This is a genomic window from Escherichia sp. 94.0001 (assembly GCF_013369155.2).
Lineage (GTDB): Bacteria > Pseudomonadota > Gammaproteobacteria > Enterobacterales > Enterobacteriaceae > Escherichia > Escherichia coli_F.
This window is the reverse complement of sequence record NZ_JABWMS020000014.1, coordinates 29,188-45,931: the sequence shown is the minus strand read 5'-3', so window position 1 is coordinate 45,931 and position 16,744 is coordinate 29,188. Positions and strand designations below refer to the sequence as shown.

Genomic DNA, 16,744 nt, shown 5'->3' with positions numbered 1-16,744 from the left:
AATGCGTTTCAGTACCCAGATGATGTACCAGCAAAACATGCGCGGCATCACCAATTCTCAGGCAGAATGGATGAAGTACGGCGAACAGATGTCGACGGGTAAGCGAGTCGTTAACCCTTCAGATGATCCCATTGCTGCATCACAAGCTGTTGTTCTCTCCCAGGCACAGGCGCAAAACAGCCAGTACACGCTGGCGCGTACTTTCGCCACTCAAAAAGTGTCACTGGAAGAGAGTGTACTTAGCCAGGTCACCACCGCTATCCAGAATGCTCAGGAAAAAATTGTCTACGCCAGCAATGGCACCTTGAGTGACGATGACCGGGCCTCGCTGGCTACGGATATTCAGGGGCTTCGTGACCAGTTGCTGAATCTGGCGAACACCACTGACGGTAACGGGCGCTACATTTTTGCCGGTTATAAAACAGAAACTGCGCCGTTTAGTGAGGCAGACGGCGAATATGTTGGCGGAGCAGAAAGTATTAAACAACAGGTCGATGCTTCGCGTTCGATGGTGATAGGGCACACGGGTGACAAAATTTTCGACAGTATTACCAGCAACGCGGTAGCGGAACCAGACGGTAGCGCTTCTGAAACCAATCTTTTTGCCATGCTGGATAGCGCCATCGCAGCCCTGAAAACGCCGGTCGCGGAAAGCGAAGCGGATAAAGAAACCGCCGCTGCGGCACTGGATAAAACCAACCGCGGACTGAAAAACTCGCTGAACAATGTGCTGACCGTTCGAGCGGAATTAGGCACGCAGCTGAACGAACTGGAGTCGCTGGATTCATTAGGTAGCGATCGCGCTTTAGGGCAAACGCAGCAGATGAGCGATCTGGTTGATGTGGACTGGAATGCAACTATTTCATCTTACATCATGCAGCAAACGGCATTGCAGGCATCGTATAAAGCATTTACCGATATGCAGGGATTGTCGCTCTTCCAGCTCAACAAATAAGCTCGCTTTAAAACATATCATGAAACTGGGTATGTTTTGTCTGCCCGCTCTGGGATCGCCGGGGCGGGCATTTTTTTGCCTATTTTGTATTGTTGGTTAGCAAGGATGCCATTCGATGAATTTTAATATGTTGATTTAAAGATGAAATAAAAAAGCCCTGGCAGTTACCAGGGCTTGATTACTTGAGCTAATTATTACTCAACAGGTTGCGGACGCGCAGGCGCGGCAGATGCATGATGCGTTGCCGTATGACCACCTGCAGCACCTTTACCTTCGAAGGCAAAAGCAGGGCGCTGCCAGTCACTGTGACGCGGTGCCTCCGGAACATATTCCGGTGCCGGAGCGCGCGTCATTGGCGCGGTAGCGTGGTTATGCTCAACGGTGACCTCAGGTTCAACCGCAGCTACCGTTTCAACTTCTGCTGCGACTTCAGCGACGACTGGCGCGGCAGGTTGAGCAACAACTTCAGGCTCAGCAACCACAACCTCAGCAGTTTCGGCAACTTCTTCAATATCAGCCGTCTCTTCCTGCGGTTCAACCACCGGTTCTGCGTGTTCTGCAACTTCCTGGGCTACGGCAACATCAGACTCGGTAATCACCTGCGGCTGTTCAGTTACCGCGGCGGCAATCACTTCAGGATGCGTCGTTTCAACCACTTCCGGTTGCGGTTCGGTAACCTGAACGGGGGCTTCTACGACTTCAGCCACTTCTTCAACAATCGGTGCGCTAACAACCGGTTCGACAGCGGCGGCGACAGGGACCTCAGTCACCATCGGTTGCACTTGTACTTCTTCCTGTTCGCGCTGCTCTTCAACCTGTACATCTTGCGGACGTACAATCGGATAGCGGATCCAGACTTTGCCAGAGGCCAGTTCCGGAGACGCGCACGCTACGGTTAACGGCATTGGCGACTGGGTCGGATAACGCTCGTCACGATAGCGACGACGACGCTGACCACTTACGCGCAGGTGACGAGGCGAGCGGCGAGAGCGACGCGGCATGCCACCGTTATCACGGTTATCAGCATTGTTCTCTTCCTGCTGTTCCGGCGCAGTTTGCGCTACGACTGGCAGCGGGACTTTCGCCAGTTCTGTACGCGGAGCAGGCACTTCCTGAACGATGGTTTCGGCAGCGGCAGTTTCTTCAACCACTGGTGCGGCTACCGTTTCTTCGGCTACGCTTTGCTCGTAACGCACTTTCTGATTCAGCTGGCGCTGTTTACGACGCGGCTGAACCGGACGTACACGTTCTTCATGTTCGGTTTCCTGAACAGATTGCTCTTCAACATTCAGCGCTTTCGCTTCTTGTTGCGCCTGACGTTTATCATCATTACGGCGGCGGCTACGTTCACGACGCGGCGCTTGCTGCTCGTCGGTGGTACGCGCTTTTTCCGTTACCTCAGCCTGCTGACGGCTCTCACGCGTCTCGGCAGTCTGCTGCTGTGCCTGGCGACGATTACGACGGTTTTCTTCGCGATTATCGCTGCCTTCAGTACGTTCACTACGGGTATCGCGGCGCTCATTACGGTCACGGCGGTTGTTCTGACGAGGCTTGCGACGATCCTGTTGACGTTCCGGTTTCGCTTCTGCTTTCGGTGCTGGTTGCTCGGTCGGTTTGGTTTCTTCACCACCGCTGAACAGCGCTTTCAGTGCGCCGAAGAAACGGCTCAACAGCCCAGGTTGTGCAGGAGCTGCTGGTGTTGCCGGTGCAGCTTTAGGTGCTGGGGCTACGCCAGGCGCGGCAGGTTCAGCTGGCGTTGGCGCTGGCGGCACATCCGGCATGGCAAACGTTGCCAGCGCAGGTTGTTCCGGACGCTTACGTTCAGCGAACTCTTCTTCAGACGGCAGCGCCATCGCTTCTTCATGCAGTTTCGGCAGCATGTAGCTTAACGTTGGGGTTTCTTCCCCTTTGCGTACGCGCAGCACATGGTAGTGTGGGGTTTCCATCTGATCGTTTGGCACAATCACACAGCGCACGCCGTCCTGACGAGTTTCAATGGCATTTACCGCAGAGCGTTTTTCGTTCAGCAGGTAAGAAGCGATTGGTACAGGAACAATGGCATGCACTTCCTGAGTGTTCTCTTTCAGCGCTTCTTCTTCAATCAGACGCAGAATAGAGAGCGACAGGGATTCGTTGTCACGCACGGTGCCGGTACCGGAGCAGCGCGGGCAGACGTGATGGCTGGATTCACCCAGCGATGGACTCAGCCGCTGACGGGACATTTCCAGCAGACCAAAGCGAGAAATATGGCTGATTTGAATACGTGCACGGTCCTGACGCACCGCTTCACGCAGACGGTTTTCTACCGCACGCTGGTGGCGGACTGGCGTCATGTCAATGAAGTCGATAACAATCAGGCCGCCGAGGTCACGCAGGCGCAGCTGACGAGCAATCTCATCGGCAGCTTCGAGGTTGGTGTTAAACGCGGTTTCTTCGATATCGCCGCCGCGGGTTGCGCGTGCGGAGTTGATATCGATGGCAGTTAACGCTTCAGTGCTGTCGATAACAATAGAACCACCAGACGGCAGACGGACTTCACGCTGGAAGGCGGACTCGATCTGCGACTCGATCTGGTAGTGGCTGAACAGCGGAATTTCACCAGTGTACAGCTTGATTTTGCTGCTGAAATCCGGGCGACCTAATGCAGCGATATGCTGACGCGCCAGTTCGAGCACTTTCGGGTTATCGATAAGGATTTCGCCGATGTCCTGACGTAAGTAATCGCGGAATGCGCGAACGATGACGTTGCTCTCCTGATGGATCAGGAACGGGGCAGGGCGGCTTTCAGCGGCTTTTTTAATAGCTTCCCAGTGTTTCAGGCGGAAGCTTAAATCCCATTGCAGCGCCTCTGCAGATTTGCCGACGCCAGCGGTGCGCACGATAAGCCCCATGCCTTCCGGCAGTTCAAGGCTTGCCAGTGCTTCTTTTAATTCGGTACGGTCGTCGCCTTCAATACGGCGAGAAATACCACCCGCGCGCGGGTTGTTCGGCATCAGAACCAGATAGCTACCTGCCAGGCTGATAAAGGTGGTCAGTGCTGCGCCTTTGTTACCGCGCTCTTCTTTATCAATCTGAACAATAACTTCCTGACCTTCACGCAACACATCTTTAATGTTGGGACGGCCATGAGCACTGTAGTTAGCAGGGAAATATTCGCGGGCAATTTCTTTTAGTGGGAGGAAACCGTGACGTTCAGCGCCGTAATCAACAAAAGCAGCTTCCAGACTCGGTTCAATGCGGGTGATTTTACCTTTGTAGATGTTTGCCTTTTTCTGCTCGTGCCCTGGACTTTCAATATCCAGGTCATACAGACGCTGCCCATCTACAAGGGCAACGCGCAACTCTTCCTGCTGAGTTGCGTTGATTAACATTCTTTTCATCGTAACTTACTCATTATTCTTACATTGACGACTAAGCTGCGGGCAAAGTAACGCCTTTCCGGGTGTGAACCGATGGCCTCGTGTCTAGTCGCGTCGCCAACCTCACGGTTATCGTCAGCTCAAAGAGGCGCAGAGTGTCGGTTGCCCGTTTTTCATGCGGAAAAACAGCGCAATTATCAAAGAAACAGACTGGGTATTACTCTCCAGAAATATTTCCATCTACCGGTAAGGACTGCAACCCGCAGCCCGCTAACTGCCTGAAAGATCAATACGTCTTACGCCATTGCTGCGTGGATGATCGGTCGGGCAAAATGGGTTATTCCGTAAAATTTCTTGTTTTAACAAGGATGGACACGGAAACGTTCTCATTATTCCACTGCAAGCCTTGTTATAGCAAGATGACTTTTACCATTTATCACCCGCTTACTCACAGTTTTTTCACTTCTTAATGGTGATTGGTTTAATAACCATCAATAAAGTGATGACGTAGTGAAGTAATAAGGTGCAAAACTAAATATAAGCATAGAAAAATGAGTGGCGCGAATCCTGTTGGCTAATTAGAATCGCCCACCATGAAAACAGAGACTCCATCCGTAAAAATTGTTGCTATCACCGCGGACGAAGCGGGGCAACGTATCGACAACTTTTTGCGTACCCAATTGAAAGGCGTACCTAAAAGTATGATTTACCGTATTTTGCGTAAAGGCGAAGTGCGGGTGAACAAAAAACGTATTAAGCCTGAATATAAACTCGAAGCAGGTGATGAGGTGCGTATTCCACCGGTTCGCGTTGCTGAACGTGAAGAGGAGGCGGTTTCGCCACATCTGCAAAAGGTGGCGGCGCTGGCGGACGTCATCTTATATGAAGATGACCATATCCTGGTGCTGAATAAACCTTCCGGTACGGCAGTACATGGCGGCAGTGGTTTAAGCTTTGGCGTTATCGAAGGTTTACGGGCGTTGCGCCCGGAAGCGCGGTTCCTTGAACTGGTACATCGTCTCGACCGGGACACTTCCGGTGTGTTGCTGGTAGCGAAAAAACGCTCGGCGTTGCGTTCTCTGCATGAGCAATTACGTGAAAAAGGGATGCAAAAAGATTACCTGGCGCTGGTGCGCGGTCAGTGGCAGTCGCATGTGAAGAGCGTACAAGCGCCGTTGCTGAAAAATATTCTGCAAAGCGGCGAACGTATCGTGCGTGTGAGTCAGGAAGGTAAACCGTCGGAAACACGCTTTAAAGTGGAAGAACGCTATGCATTTGCCACCCTGGTGCGTTGTAGCCCGGTAACTGGGCGTACTCATCAGATCCGTGTGCATACACAGTATGCGGGTCATCCGATTGCCTTTGACGATCGCTACGGTGACCGTGAATTTGATAGACAGCTCACTGAAGCAGGCACGGGATTAAATCGTCTGTTCCTGCACGCCGCAGCGTTGAAGTTTACCCATCCGGGAACCGGTGAGGTGATGCGTATCGAAGCGCCGATGGATGAAGGTTTGAAGCGTTGTTTGCAAAAGCTGCGTAACGCGCGCTAATACAAGCATATAAACCTGATAATGGGCGGTTGGCCTGATAAGGCGTTTACGCCGCATCAGGCCGCCAGCACCGATTGCCGGATGCGACATACCTGCATCCGGCGTAAAAAACTATCCCATCAGCGGATTTTTCCCTTCCCGACGTAACATCTGACACAGCGCGATTAGCGGTAAACCAACCAGCGTGTTAGGGTCACGCCCTTCTAAACGCTCAAACAGCGTAATGCCAAATCCTTCACTCTTAAAGCTACCCGCGCAGTGCAGGGGATGCTCCTTACGCACGTAATTATCAATCTCCGCCTCGCTCAGGTGACGGAAATGGACGTCAAAAGGCTCCACTTCTGTTTGCAGATGCCCATTCGCCGAATTAAACAACGCCAGTCCAGTATAGAAGGTGACGATATTGCCGCTGGCTTTGCGTAATTGCAGACGGGCATTTTCTTCCGTTAACGGTTTACCGGTGATTTCGCCATCAAGAACACATACCTGGTCTGAACCAATAATTAAATGATCCGGATAACGTGACGCCAGAGATTGCGCTTTTTCCTGCGCCAGTCGAAGCACCAACTGTCGCGGTGATTCGTCACTGCGTGGGGTTTCGTCGACCTCGGGTGCTGCACATTCAAAAGAGATTTGCAGTTTTTCCAGAAGAGCGCGACGCCAGGGCGAGGTGGAGGCTAAAATAAGTTTAGGCATATTTTTTTCCAACAGATATAGCGTATTGATGATAGCCATTTTAAACTATGCGCTTCGTTTTGCAGGTTGATGTTCGTTATCAGCACTGAACGAAAATAAAGCAGTAACCCGCAATGTGTGCGAATTATTGGCAAAAGGCAACCACAGGCTGCCTTTTTCTTTGACTCTATGACGTTACAAAGTTAATATGCGCGCCCTATGCAAAAGGTAAAATTACCCCTGACTCTCGATCCGGTTCGTACGGCTCAAAAACGCCTTGATTACCAGGGTATCTATACCCCTGATCAGGTTGAGCGCGTCGCCGAATCCGTAGTCAGTGTGGACAGTGATGTGGAATGCTCCATGTCGTTCGCTATCGATAACCAACGTCTCGCAGTGTTAAACGGCGATGCGAAGGTGACGGTAACGCTCGAGTGTCAGCGTTGCGGGAAGCCGTTTACTCATCAGGTCTACACAACGTATTGTTTTAGTCCTGTGCGTTCAGACGAACAGGCTGAAGCACTGCCGGAAGCGTATGAACCGATTGAGGTTAACGAATTCGGTGAAATCGATCTGCTTGCAATGGTTGAAGATGAAATCATCCTCGCCTTGCCGGTAGTTCCGGTGCATGATTCTGAACACTGTGAAGTGTCCGAAGCGGACATGGTCTTTGGTGAACTGCCTGAAGAAGCGCAAAAGCCAAACCCATTTGCCGTATTAGCCAGCTTAAAGCGTAAGTAATTGGTGCTCCCCGTTGGATCGGGGATAAACCGTAATTGAGGAGTAAGGTCCATGGCCGTACAACAGAATAAACCAACCCGTTCCAAACGTGGCATGCGTCGTTCCCATGACGCGCTGACCGCAGTCACCAGCCTGTCTGTAGACAAAACTTCTGGTGAAAAACACCTGCGTCACCACATCACTGCCGACGGTTACTACCGCGGCCGCAAGGTCATCGCTAAGTAATCACGCGTCTGCGTGATGAAGCTTAGTGAGGATTTTCCCCAGGCAACTGGGGAAAGACCAAACCGGGCGGCGACGATACCTTGACACGTCTAACCCTGGCGTTAGATGTCATGGGAGGGGATTTTGGCCCTTCCGTGACAGTGCCTGCAGCATTGCAGGCACTGAATTCTAATTCGCAACTCACTCTTCTTTTAGTCGGCAATCCCGACGCCATCACGCCATTACTTGCTAAAGCTGACTTTGAACAACGTTCGCGTCTGCAGATTATTCCTGCGCAGTCAGTTATCGCCAGTGATGCCCGGCCTTCGCAAGCTATCCGCGCCAGTCGTGGGAGTTCAATGCGCGTGGCCCTGGAGCTGGTGAAAGAAGGTCGAGCGCAAGCCTGTGTCAGTGCTGGTAATACCGGGGCGCTGATGGGGCTGGCAAAATTATTACTCAAGCCCCTGGAGGGGATTGAGCGTCCGGCGCTGGTGACGGTATTACCGCATCAGCAAAAGGGCAAAACGGTGGTCCTCGATTTAGGGGCCAACGTCGATTGTGACAGTACAATGTTGGTGCAATTTGCCATTATGGGCTCAGTTCTGGCTGAAGAGGTGGTGGAAATTCCCAATCCTCGCGTGGCGTTGCTCAATATTGGTGAAGAAGAAGTAAAGGGTCTCGACAGTATTCGGGATGCCTCAGCGGTGCTTAAAACAATCCCTTCTATCAATTATATCGGCTATCTTGAAGCCAATGAGTTGTTAACTGGCAAGACAGATGTGCTGGTTTGTGACGGCTTTACAGGAAATGTCACATTAAAGACGATGGAAGGTGTTGTCAGGATGTTCCTTTCTCTGCTGAAATCTCAGGGTGAAGGGAAAAAACGGTCGTGGTGGCTACTGTTATTAAAGCGTTGGCTACAAAAGAGCCTGACGAGGCGATTCAGTCACCTCAACCCCGACCAGTATAACGGCGCCTGTCTGTTAGGATTGCGCGGCACGGTGATAAAAAGTCATGGTGCGGCCAATCAGCGAGCTTTTGCGGTCGCGATTGAACAGGCAGTGCAGGCGGTGCAGCGACAAGTTCCTCAGCGAATTGCCGCTCGCCTGGAATCTGTATACCCAGCTGGTTTTGAGCTGCTGGACGGTGGCAAAAGCGGAACTCTGCGGTAGCAGGACGCTGCCAGCGAACTCGCAGTTTGCAAGTGACGGTATATAACCGAAAAGTGACTGAGCGTACATGTATACGAAGATTATTGGTACTGGCAGCTATCTGCCCGAACAAGTGCGGACAAACGCCGATTTGGAAAAAATGGTGGATACCTCTGACGAGTGGATTGTCACTCGTACCGGCATCCGCGAACGCCACATTGCTGCACCAAACGAAACCGTTTCAACCATGGGCTTTGAAGCGGCGACACGCGCAATTGAGATGGCGGGCATTGATAAAGACCAGATTGGCCTGATCGTTGTGGCAACGACTTCTGCTACGCACGCTTTCCCGAGCGCAGCATGTCAGATTCAAAGCATGTTGGGTATTAAAGGTTGCCCGGCATTTGACGTTGCAGCAGCTTGCGCAGGTTTCACCTACGCGTTAAGCGTAGCCGATCAATACGTGAAATCTGGGGCGGTGAAGTATGCTCTGGTCGTCGGTTCCGATGTACTGGCGCGCACCTGTGATCCAACAGATCGCGGGACTATTATTATTTTTGGCGATGGCGCGGGCGCTGCGGTGTTGGCTGCCTCTGAAGAGCCGGGAATCATCTCTACCCATCTGCACGCCGATGGTAGCTATGGTGAATTGCTGACGCTGCCTAATGCTGACCGTGTGAATCCAGAGAATTCAATTCATCTGACGATGGCGGGCAACGAAGTCTTCAAGGTTGCGGTAACGGAACTGGCGCACATCGTTGATGAGACGCTGGCGGCGAATAATCTTGACCGTTCTCAACTGGACTGGCTGGTGCCGCATCAGGCTAACCTGCGTATTATCAGTGCAACGGCGAAAAAACTCGGCATGTCGATGGACAATGTCGTGGTGACGCTGGATCGCCACGGTAATACCTCTGCAGCCTCTGTCCCGTGCGCGCTGGATGAAGCTGTACGTGACGGGCGCATTAAGCCGGGGCAGTTGGTTCTGCTTGAAGCCTTTGGCGGTGGATTCACCTGGGGCTCCGCGCTGGTTCGTTTCTAGGATAAGGATTAAAACATGACGCAATTTGCATTTGTGTTCCCTGGACAGGGTTCTCAAACCGTTGGAATGCTGGCTGATATGGCGGCGAGCTATCCCATTGTCGAAGAAACGTTTGCTGAAGCTTCTGCGGCGCTGGGTTATGACCTGTGGGCGCTGACTCAGCAGGGGCCAGCCGAAGAACTTAATAAAACCTGGCAAACTCAGCCAGCGCTGTTGACTGCATCAGTTGCGCTGTACCGCGTATGGCAGCAGCAGGGCGGTAAAGCACCAGCGATGATGGCCGGTCACAGCCTCGGGGAATACTCTGCGCTGGTTTGCGCTGGTGTGATTGATTTCGCTGATGCGGTGCGTCTGGTTGAGATGCGCGGTAAGTTCATGCAAGAAGCCGTACCGGAAGGAACGGGCGCTATGGCGGCAATCATCGGTCTGGATGATGCGTCTATTGCGAAAGCGTGTGAAGAAGCTGCAGAAGGTCAGGTGGTTTCTCCGGTAAACTTCAACTCTCCAGGCCAGGTGGTAATTGCGGGACATAAAGAAGCCGTTGAGCGTGCTGGAGCTGCCTGTAAAGCTGCAGGCGCAAAACGCGCGCTGCCGTTGCCAGTGAGCGTACCGTCTCACTGTGCGCTGATGAAACCGGCAGCCGACAAACTGGCAGTAGAATTAGCGAAAATCACCTTTAACGCACCAACAGTTCCTGTTGTGAATAACGTTGATGTGAAATGCGAAACCAATGGTGATGCCATCCGTGACGCACTGGTACGTCAGTTGTATAACCCGCTTCAGTGGACGAAGTCTGTTGAATACATGGCAGCGCAAGGCGTAGAACATCTCTATGAAGTCGGCCCGGGCAAAGTGCTTACTGGCCTGACGAAACGCATTGTCGACACCCTGACCGCCTCGGCGCTGAACGAACCTTCAGCGATGGCAGCGGCGCTCGAGCTTTAAAAGAGGAAAATCATGAATTTTGAAGGAAAAATCGCACTGGTAACCGGTGCAAGCCGCGGAATTGGCCGCGCAATTGCTGAAACGCTCGCAGCCCGTGGCGCGAAAGTTATTGGCACTGCGACCAGTGAAAACGGCGCTCAGGCGATCAGCGATTATTTAGGTGCTAACGGTAAAGGTCTGATGTTGAATGTGACCGATCCAGCATCTATCGAATCTGTTCTGGAAAAAATTCGCGCAGAATTTGGTGAAGTGGATATCCTGGTCAATAATGCCGGTATCACTCGTGATAACCTGTTAATGCGAATGAAAGATGAAGAGTGGAACGATATTATCGAAACTAACCTTTCATCTGTTTTCCGTCTGTCAAAAGCGGTAATGCGCGCTATGATGAAAAAGCGTCATGGTCGTATTATCACTATCGGTTCTGTGGTTGGTACCATGGGAAATGGCGGTCAGGCCAACTACGCTGCGGCGAAAGCGGGCTTGATCGGCTTCAGTAAATCACTGGCGCGCGAAGTTGCGTCACGCGGTATTACTGTAAACGTTGTTGCTCCGGGCTTTATTGAAACGGACATGACACGTGCGCTGAGCGATGACCAGCGTGCGGGTATCCTGGCGCAGGTTCCTGCGGGTCGCCTCGGCGGTGCACAGGAAATCGCCAACGCGGTTGCATTCCTGGCATCCGACGAAGCAGCTTACATCACGGGTGAAACTTTGCATGTGAACGGCGGGATGTACATGGTCTGACCGCGATTTGCACAAAATGCTCATGTTGCGCGCAGTCTGCGTGGTTATGAGTAATAATTAGTGCAAAATGATTTGCGTTATTGGGGGGTAAGGCCTCAAAATAACGTAAAATCGTGGTAAGACCTGCCGGGATTTAGTTGCAAATTTTTCAACATTTTATACACTACGAAAACCATCGCGAAAGCGAGTTTTGATAGGAAATTTAAGAGTATGAGCACTATCGAAGAACGCGTTAAGAAAATTATCGGCGAACAGCTGGGCGTTAAGCAGGAAGAAGTTACCAACAATGCTTCTTTCGTTGAAGACCTGGGCGCGGATTCTCTTGACACCGTTGAGCTGGTAATGGCTCTGGAAGAAGAGTTTGATACTGAGATTCCGGACGAAGAAGCTGAGAAAATCACCACCGTTCAGGCTGCCATTGATTACATCAACGGCCACCAGGCGTAAGTGAACATCTCCAGGCGGTCGTTCGACCGCCTGAGTTTTATCTTTTTGTCCCACTAGAATCATTTTTTCCCTCCCTGGAGGACAAACGTGTCTAAGCGTCGTGTAGTTGTGACCGGACTGGGCATGTTGTCTCCTGTCGGCAATACCGTAGAGTCTACCTGGAAAGCTCTGCTTGCCGGTCAGAGTGGCATCAGCCTAATCGACCATTTCGATACTAGCGCCTATGCAACGAAATTTGCTGGCTTAGTAAAGGATTTTAACTGTGAGGACATTATCTCGCGCAAAGAACAGCGCAAGATGGATGCCTTCATTCAATATGGAATTGTCGCTGGCGTTCAGGCCATGCAGGATTCTGGCCTTGAAATAACGGAAGAGAACGCAACCCGTATTGGTGCCGCAATTGGCTCCGGGATTGGCGGCCTCGGACTGATTGAAGAAAACCACACATCTCTGATGAATGGTGGCCCACGTAAGATCAGCCCATTCTTCGTTCCGTCAACGATTGTGAACATGGTGGCAGGTCATCTGACTATCATGTATGGCCTGCGTGGCCCAAGCATCTCTATCGCGACCGCCTGTACTTCTGGCGTGCACAACATCGGTCATGCTGCGCGTATTATCGCGTATGGCGATGCTGACGTGATGGTTGCAGGTGGCGCAGAGAAAGCCAGTACGCCGCTGGGCGTTGGTGGTTTTGGCGCGGCACGTGCATTATCTACCCGCAATGATAACCCGCAAGCGGCGAGCCGCCCGTGGGATAAAGAGCGCGATGGTTTCGTACTGGGCGATGGTGCCGGTATGCTGGTACTGGAAGAGTACGAACACGCGAAAAAACGCGGGGCGAAAATTTACGCTGAACTCGTTGGCTTTGGTATGAGCAGCGATGCTTACCATATGACGTCACCGCCAGAAAACGGCGCAGGCGCAGCTCTGGCAATGGCAAATGCTCTGCGTGATGCAGGCATTGAAGCGAGTCAGATTGGCTACGTTAACGCGCACGGTACTTCTACACCGGCTGGCGATAAAGCTGAAGCGCAGGCTGTTAAAAGCATCTTCGGTGAAGCTGCCAGCCGTGTGTTGGTGAGCTCCACGAAATCTATGACCGGTCACCTGTTAGGTGCGGCGGGTGCAGTAGAGTCTATCTACTCCATCCTGGCACTGCGCGATCAGGCTGTTCCGCCAACCATCAACCTGGATAATCCGGATGAAGGTTGCGATCTGGATTTCGTACCGCACGAAGCGCGTCAGGTTAGCGGAATGGAATACACGCTGTGTAACTCCTTCGGCTTCGGTGGTACTAATGGTTCTTTGATCTTTAAAAAGATCTAAGTTGTCATTTCCCACCCTTATAAAAGGTCCGCTTGCGGGCCTTTTTTCTTAGCTTTTATTCCGACTTGTTCCGTAGTGAACATGCTGCCACACTAACAATTCTCTGGTAAGGAGTTGGTATGTTCTTAATTAACGGTCATAAACAGGAATCGCTGGCAGCAAGCGATCGGGCTACGCAGTTTGGCGATGGTTGTTTCACCACCGCCAGAGTTATCGACGGTAAAGTCAGTTTGTTATCGGCACATATCCAGCGACTACAGGATGCTTGCCAGCGGTTGATGATTTCCTGTGACTTCTGGCCTCAGCTTGAACAAGAGATGAAAACGCTGGCAGCAGAACAGCAGAATGGTGTGCTGAAGGTCGTGATCAGTCGCGGTAGTGGCGGGCGAGGGTACAGCACATTGAACAGCGGACCGGCAACGCGGATTCTCTCCGTTACGGCTTATCCTGCACATTACGATCGTTTGCGTAACGAGGGGATGATGTTGGCGCTAAGCCCGGTGCGGCTGGGGCGCAATCCTCATCTTGCAGGTATTAAACATCTTAATCGGCTTGAACAAGTATTGATTCGCTCTCATCTTGAGCAGACAAATGCCGATGAGGCGTTGGTCCTTGACAGCGAAGGGTGGGTTACGGAATGCTGTGCGGCTAATTTGTTCTGGCGGAAGGGCAATGTAGTTTATACGCCGCGACTGGAGCAGGCAGGTGTTAACGGCATTATGCGACAATTCTGTATCCGTTTACTGGCACAATCCTCTTATCAGCTTGTCGAAGTGCAAGCCACTCTGGAAGAGGCGTTGCAGGCAGATGAGATGGTTATTTGTAATGCGTTAATGCCAGTGATGCCCGTACGTGCCTGTGGCGATGTCTCCTTTTCGTCAGCAACGTTATATGAATATTTAGCCCCACTTTGTGAGCGCCCGAATTAGTCATGAAAAAAGTGTTATTGATTATCTTGTTATTGCTGGTGGTACTGGGTATCGCCGCTGGTGTGGGCGTCTGGAAGGTTCGCCATCTTGCCGACAGCAAATTGCTTATCAAAGAAGAGACGATATTTACCCTGAAGCCAGGGACCGGACGTCTGGCGCTCGGTGAACAGCTTTACGCCGATAAGATCATCAATCGCCCACGGGTTTTTCAATGGCTGCTGCGTATCGAACCGGATCTTTCTCACTTTAAAGCCGGGACTTACCGCTTTACACCGCAGATGACCGTACGTGAGATGCTGAAATTGCTGGAAAGCGGTAAAGAAGCACAGTTCCCTCTGCGACTGGTAGAAGGGATGCGTTTGAGCGATTACCTCAAGCAATTGCGTGAGGCCCCGTATATCAAACACACGCTGAGCGACGATAAGTACGCCACCGTAGCGCAGGCACTTGAACTGGAAAACCCGGAGTGGATTGAAGGTTGGTTCTGGCCAGACACCTGGATGTATACCGCCAATACCACCGATGTCGCGTTACTCAAGCGAGCGCACAAGAAAATGGTGAAAGCGGTCGATAGCGCCTGGGAAGGGCGTGCGGACGGTCTGCCTTATAAAGATAAAAACCAGTTGGTGACGATGGCATCAATTATCGAAAAAGAAACCGCCGTTTCCAGCGAACGCGATCAGGTTGCCTCGGTATTTATCAACCGTTTACGCATTGGTATGCGCCTGCAGACCGACCCGACCGTGATTTACGGGATGGGAGAGCGTTATAATGGCAAACTTTCTCGTGCAGACCTGGAAACGCCGACAGCGTATAACACCTATACCATTACCGGTTTGCCGCCAGGTGCGATAGCGACGCCGGGGGCGGATTCGCTGAAGGCTGCTGCGCATCCGGCAAAAACGCCGTATCTCTATTTTGTGGCCGATGGTAAAGGTGGTCACACGTTTAATACCAATCTTGCCAGTCATAACAAGTCTGTGCAGGATTATCTGAAAGTGCTTAAGGAAAAAAATGCGCAGTAAGTATATCGTCATTGAGGGGCTGGAAGGCGCAGGCAAAACTACCGCGCGTAACGTGGTGGTTGAGACGCTCGAGCAACTGGGTATCCGCGACATGGTTTTCACTCGGGAACCTGGCGGTACGCAACTTGCCGAAAAGTTAAGAAGCCTGGTGCTGGATATCAAATCGGTAGGCGATGAAGTCATTACCGATAAAGCCGAAGTTCTGATGTTTTATGCCGCGCGCGTTCAACTGGTAGAAACGGTCATCAAACCTGCGCTGACTAACGGCACCTGGGTGATTGGCGACCGCCACGATCTCTCCACTCAGGCGTATCAGGGCGGTGGACGTGGTATTGACCAACATATGCTGGCAACACTGCGTGATGCTGTTCTCGGGGATTTTCGCCCCGACTTAACGCTCTATCTCGATGTTACCCCGGAAGTTGGCTTAAAACGCGCGCGTGCGCGCGGCGAGCTGGATCGTATTGAGCAAGAGTCTTTCGATTTCTTTAATCGCACCCGCGCCCGCTATCTGGAACTGGCAGCACAAGATAAAAGCATTCATACCATTGATGCCACCCAGCCGCTGGAGTCCGTGATGGATGCAATCCGCACTACCGTGACCAATTGGGTTAAGGAGCAGAACGCATGAGATGGTATCCATGGTTACGACCTGATTTCGAAAAACTGGTAGCCAGCTATCAGGCCGGAAGAGGTCACCATGCGCTACTCATTCAGGCGTTACCGGGTATGGGCGAGGATGCTTTAATCTACGCCCTGAGCCGTTATTTACTCTGCCAACAACCGCAGGGCCACAAAAGTTGCGGTCACTGTCGTGGATGTCAGTTGATGCAGGCTGGCACGCATCCCGATTATTACACCCTGGCTCCCGAAAAAGGGAAAAATGCGCTGGGCATTGATGCGGTACGTGAAGTCACCGAAAAGTTAAATGAGCACGCACGCTTAGGTGGTGCGAAAGTTGTCTGGGTAACCGATGCTGCCTTACTGACTGACGCCGCGGCTAACGCATTGCTGAAAACGCTTGAAGAGCCGCCAGCAGAAACCTGGTTTTTCCTTGCTACCCGCGAGCCTGAACGTTTACTGGCAACATTACGTAGTCGTTGTCGGTTACATTACCTTGCGCCGCCGCCGGAACAGTACGCCGTGACCTGGCTTTCACGCGAAGTGACAATGTCACAGGATGCATTACTTGCCGCATTGCGCTTAAGCGCCGGTTCGCCTGGTGCGGCACTGGCGTTGTTTCAGGGAGATATCTGGCAGGCTCGTGAAACATTGTGTCAGGCGCTGGCATATAGCGTGCAATCGGGCGACTGGTATTCGCTGCTAGCGGCCCTTAATCATGAACAAGCTCCGGCGCGTTTACACTGGCTGGCAACGTTGCTGATGGATGCGCTAAAACGCCATCATGGCGCTGCGCAGGTTACCAATGTTGATGTGCCGGGCCTGGTCGTCGAACTGGCAAACCATCTTTCTCCCTCGCGTCTACAGGCTATACTGGGGGATGTTTGCCACATTCGTGAACAGTTAATGTCTGTCACAGGTATTAACCGCGAGCTTCTCATCACCGATCTTTTACTGCGTATTGAGCATTACCTGCAACCGGGCGTTGTGCTACCGGTTCCTCATCTTTAAGAGAAACATC

Annotated in this window: 16 protein-coding genes; 14 read left to right on the top strand and 2 right to left on the bottom strand. The window is 52.0% G+C overall.

Going from position 1 to position 16,744, the window contains the following annotated elements:
* The first annotated feature begins 1 nt into the window (after window position 1).
* Entirely contained in the window at window positions 2-955 is a 954-nt protein-coding gene (gene flgL / locus HEN33_RS09665; RefSeq protein ID WP_032183937.1) for a flagellar hook-associated protein FlgL, read from the top strand.
* 194 nt (window positions 956-1,149) lie between these two features.
* Here flgL and rne read toward each other — a convergent pair whose 3' ends face one another.
* The gene (gene rne, locus HEN33_RS09660) at window positions 1,150-4,335 is read right to left on the bottom strand and encodes a ribonuclease E (protein ID WP_176263416.1); all 3,186 of its coding nucleotides are present in this window, start codon (window positions 4,333-4,335) and stop codon (window positions 1,150-1,152) included.
* A 572-nt stretch (window positions 4,336-4,907) separates the two neighbouring features.
* Here rne and rluC point away from each other — a divergent pair.
* A complete protein-coding gene (gene rluC, locus HEN33_RS09655; protein ID WP_000846343.1) occupies window positions 4,908-5,867 on the top strand; it encodes a 23S rRNA pseudouridine(955/2504/2580) synthase RluC in 960 nt (319 codons plus the stop codon).
* A 111-nt stretch (window positions 5,868-5,978) separates the two neighbouring features.
* Here the strand turns inward: rluC and yceF are convergent, their stop codons facing one another.
* The gene (yceF, locus tag HEN33_RS09650; protein ID WP_001125202.1) at window positions 5,979-6,563 is read right to left on the bottom strand and encodes a 7-methyl-GTP pyrophosphatase; all 585 of its coding nucleotides are present in this window, start codon (window positions 6,561-6,563) and stop codon (window positions 5,979-5,981) included.
* A gap of 198 nt (window positions 6,564-6,761) precedes the next feature.
* Here yceF and yceD point away from each other — a divergent pair, with 198 nt between their 5' ends.
* The 12 genes from yceD (at window position 6,762) to holB (ending at window position 16,734) form a co-directional block, all read left to right on the top strand.
* Window positions 6,762-7,283: a 23S rRNA accumulation protein YceD gene (gene yceD, locus HEN33_RS09645; protein ID WP_001174481.1), complete on the top strand. Its 522-nt coding sequence runs from the start codon at window positions 6,762-6,764 to the stop codon at window positions 7,281-7,283.
* A 51-nt stretch (window positions 7,284-7,334) separates the two neighbouring features.
* Window positions 7,335-7,508, top strand: a complete 174-nt coding sequence (gene rpmF / locus HEN33_RS09640) for a 50S ribosomal protein L32 (RefSeq protein WP_000290727.1) — start codon at window positions 7,335-7,337, stop codon at window positions 7,506-7,508.
* 80 nt (window positions 7,509-7,588) lie between these two features.
* The gene (plsX, locus tag HEN33_RS09635; RefSeq protein WP_000197578.1) at window positions 7,589-8,659 is read left to right on the top strand and encodes a phosphate acyltransferase PlsX; all 1,071 of its coding nucleotides are present in this window, start codon (window positions 7,589-7,591) and stop codon (window positions 8,657-8,659) included.
* A gap of 67 nt (window positions 8,660-8,726) precedes the next feature.
* Window positions 8,727-9,680 carry a beta-ketoacyl-ACP synthase III gene (gene fabH / locus HEN33_RS09630; RefSeq protein ID WP_000288127.1) on the top strand — a complete coding sequence of 318 codons (954 nt, stop codon included), beginning with the start codon at window positions 8,727-8,729 and terminating at the stop codon, window positions 9,678-9,680.
* A 15-nt stretch (window positions 9,681-9,695) separates the two neighbouring features.
* Complete coding sequence (gene fabD, locus HEN33_RS09625; RefSeq protein WP_176263415.1) at window positions 9,696-10,625, top strand: ACP S-malonyltransferase; 930 nt, start codon at window positions 9,696-9,698, stop codon at window positions 10,623-10,625.
* 12 nt (window positions 10,626-10,637) lie between these two features.
* Entirely contained in the window at window positions 10,638-11,372 is a 735-nt protein-coding gene (gene fabG, locus HEN33_RS09620; RefSeq protein WP_001008535.1) for a 3-oxoacyl-ACP reductase FabG, read from the top strand.
* Between the two features lie 210 nt (window positions 11,373-11,582).
* A complete protein-coding gene (acpP, locus tag HEN33_RS09615) occupies window positions 11,583-11,819 on the top strand; it encodes an acyl carrier protein (RefSeq protein ID WP_000103754.1) in 237 nt (78 codons plus the stop codon).
* Between the two features lie 87 nt (window positions 11,820-11,906).
* Complete coding sequence (gene fabF / locus HEN33_RS09610) at window positions 11,907-13,148, top strand: beta-ketoacyl-ACP synthase II (protein WP_000044678.1); 1,242 nt, start codon at window positions 11,907-11,909, stop codon at window positions 13,146-13,148.
* Window positions 13,149-13,267: 119 nt separating this feature from the next.
* Window positions 13,268-14,077, top strand: coding sequence for an aminodeoxychorismate lyase (pabC, locus tag HEN33_RS09605; protein WP_000478667.1), 810 nt, complete (start codon window positions 13,268-13,270; stop codon window positions 14,075-14,077).
* Window positions 14,078-14,079: 2 nt separating this feature from the next.
* A complete protein-coding gene (yceG, locus tag HEN33_RS09600; RefSeq protein ID WP_000756841.1) occupies window positions 14,080-15,102 on the top strand; it encodes a cell division protein YceG in 1,023 nt (340 codons plus the stop codon).
* Window positions 15,092-15,733, top strand: coding sequence for a dTMP kinase (gene tmk, locus HEN33_RS09595; RefSeq protein ID WP_176263414.1), 642 nt, complete (start codon window positions 15,092-15,094; stop codon window positions 15,731-15,733). The genes yceG and tmk overlap by 11 nt, the downstream gene beginning before the upstream one ends.
* Window positions 15,730-16,734 carry a DNA polymerase III subunit delta' gene (gene holB, locus HEN33_RS09590; protein ID WP_001267966.1) on the top strand — a complete coding sequence of 335 codons (1,005 nt, stop codon included), beginning with the start codon at window positions 15,730-15,732 and terminating at the stop codon, window positions 16,732-16,734. Before tmk ends, holB begins: the two co-directional genes overlap by 4 nt.
* The last annotated feature ends 10 nt before the right edge of the window (window positions 16,735-16,744 follow it).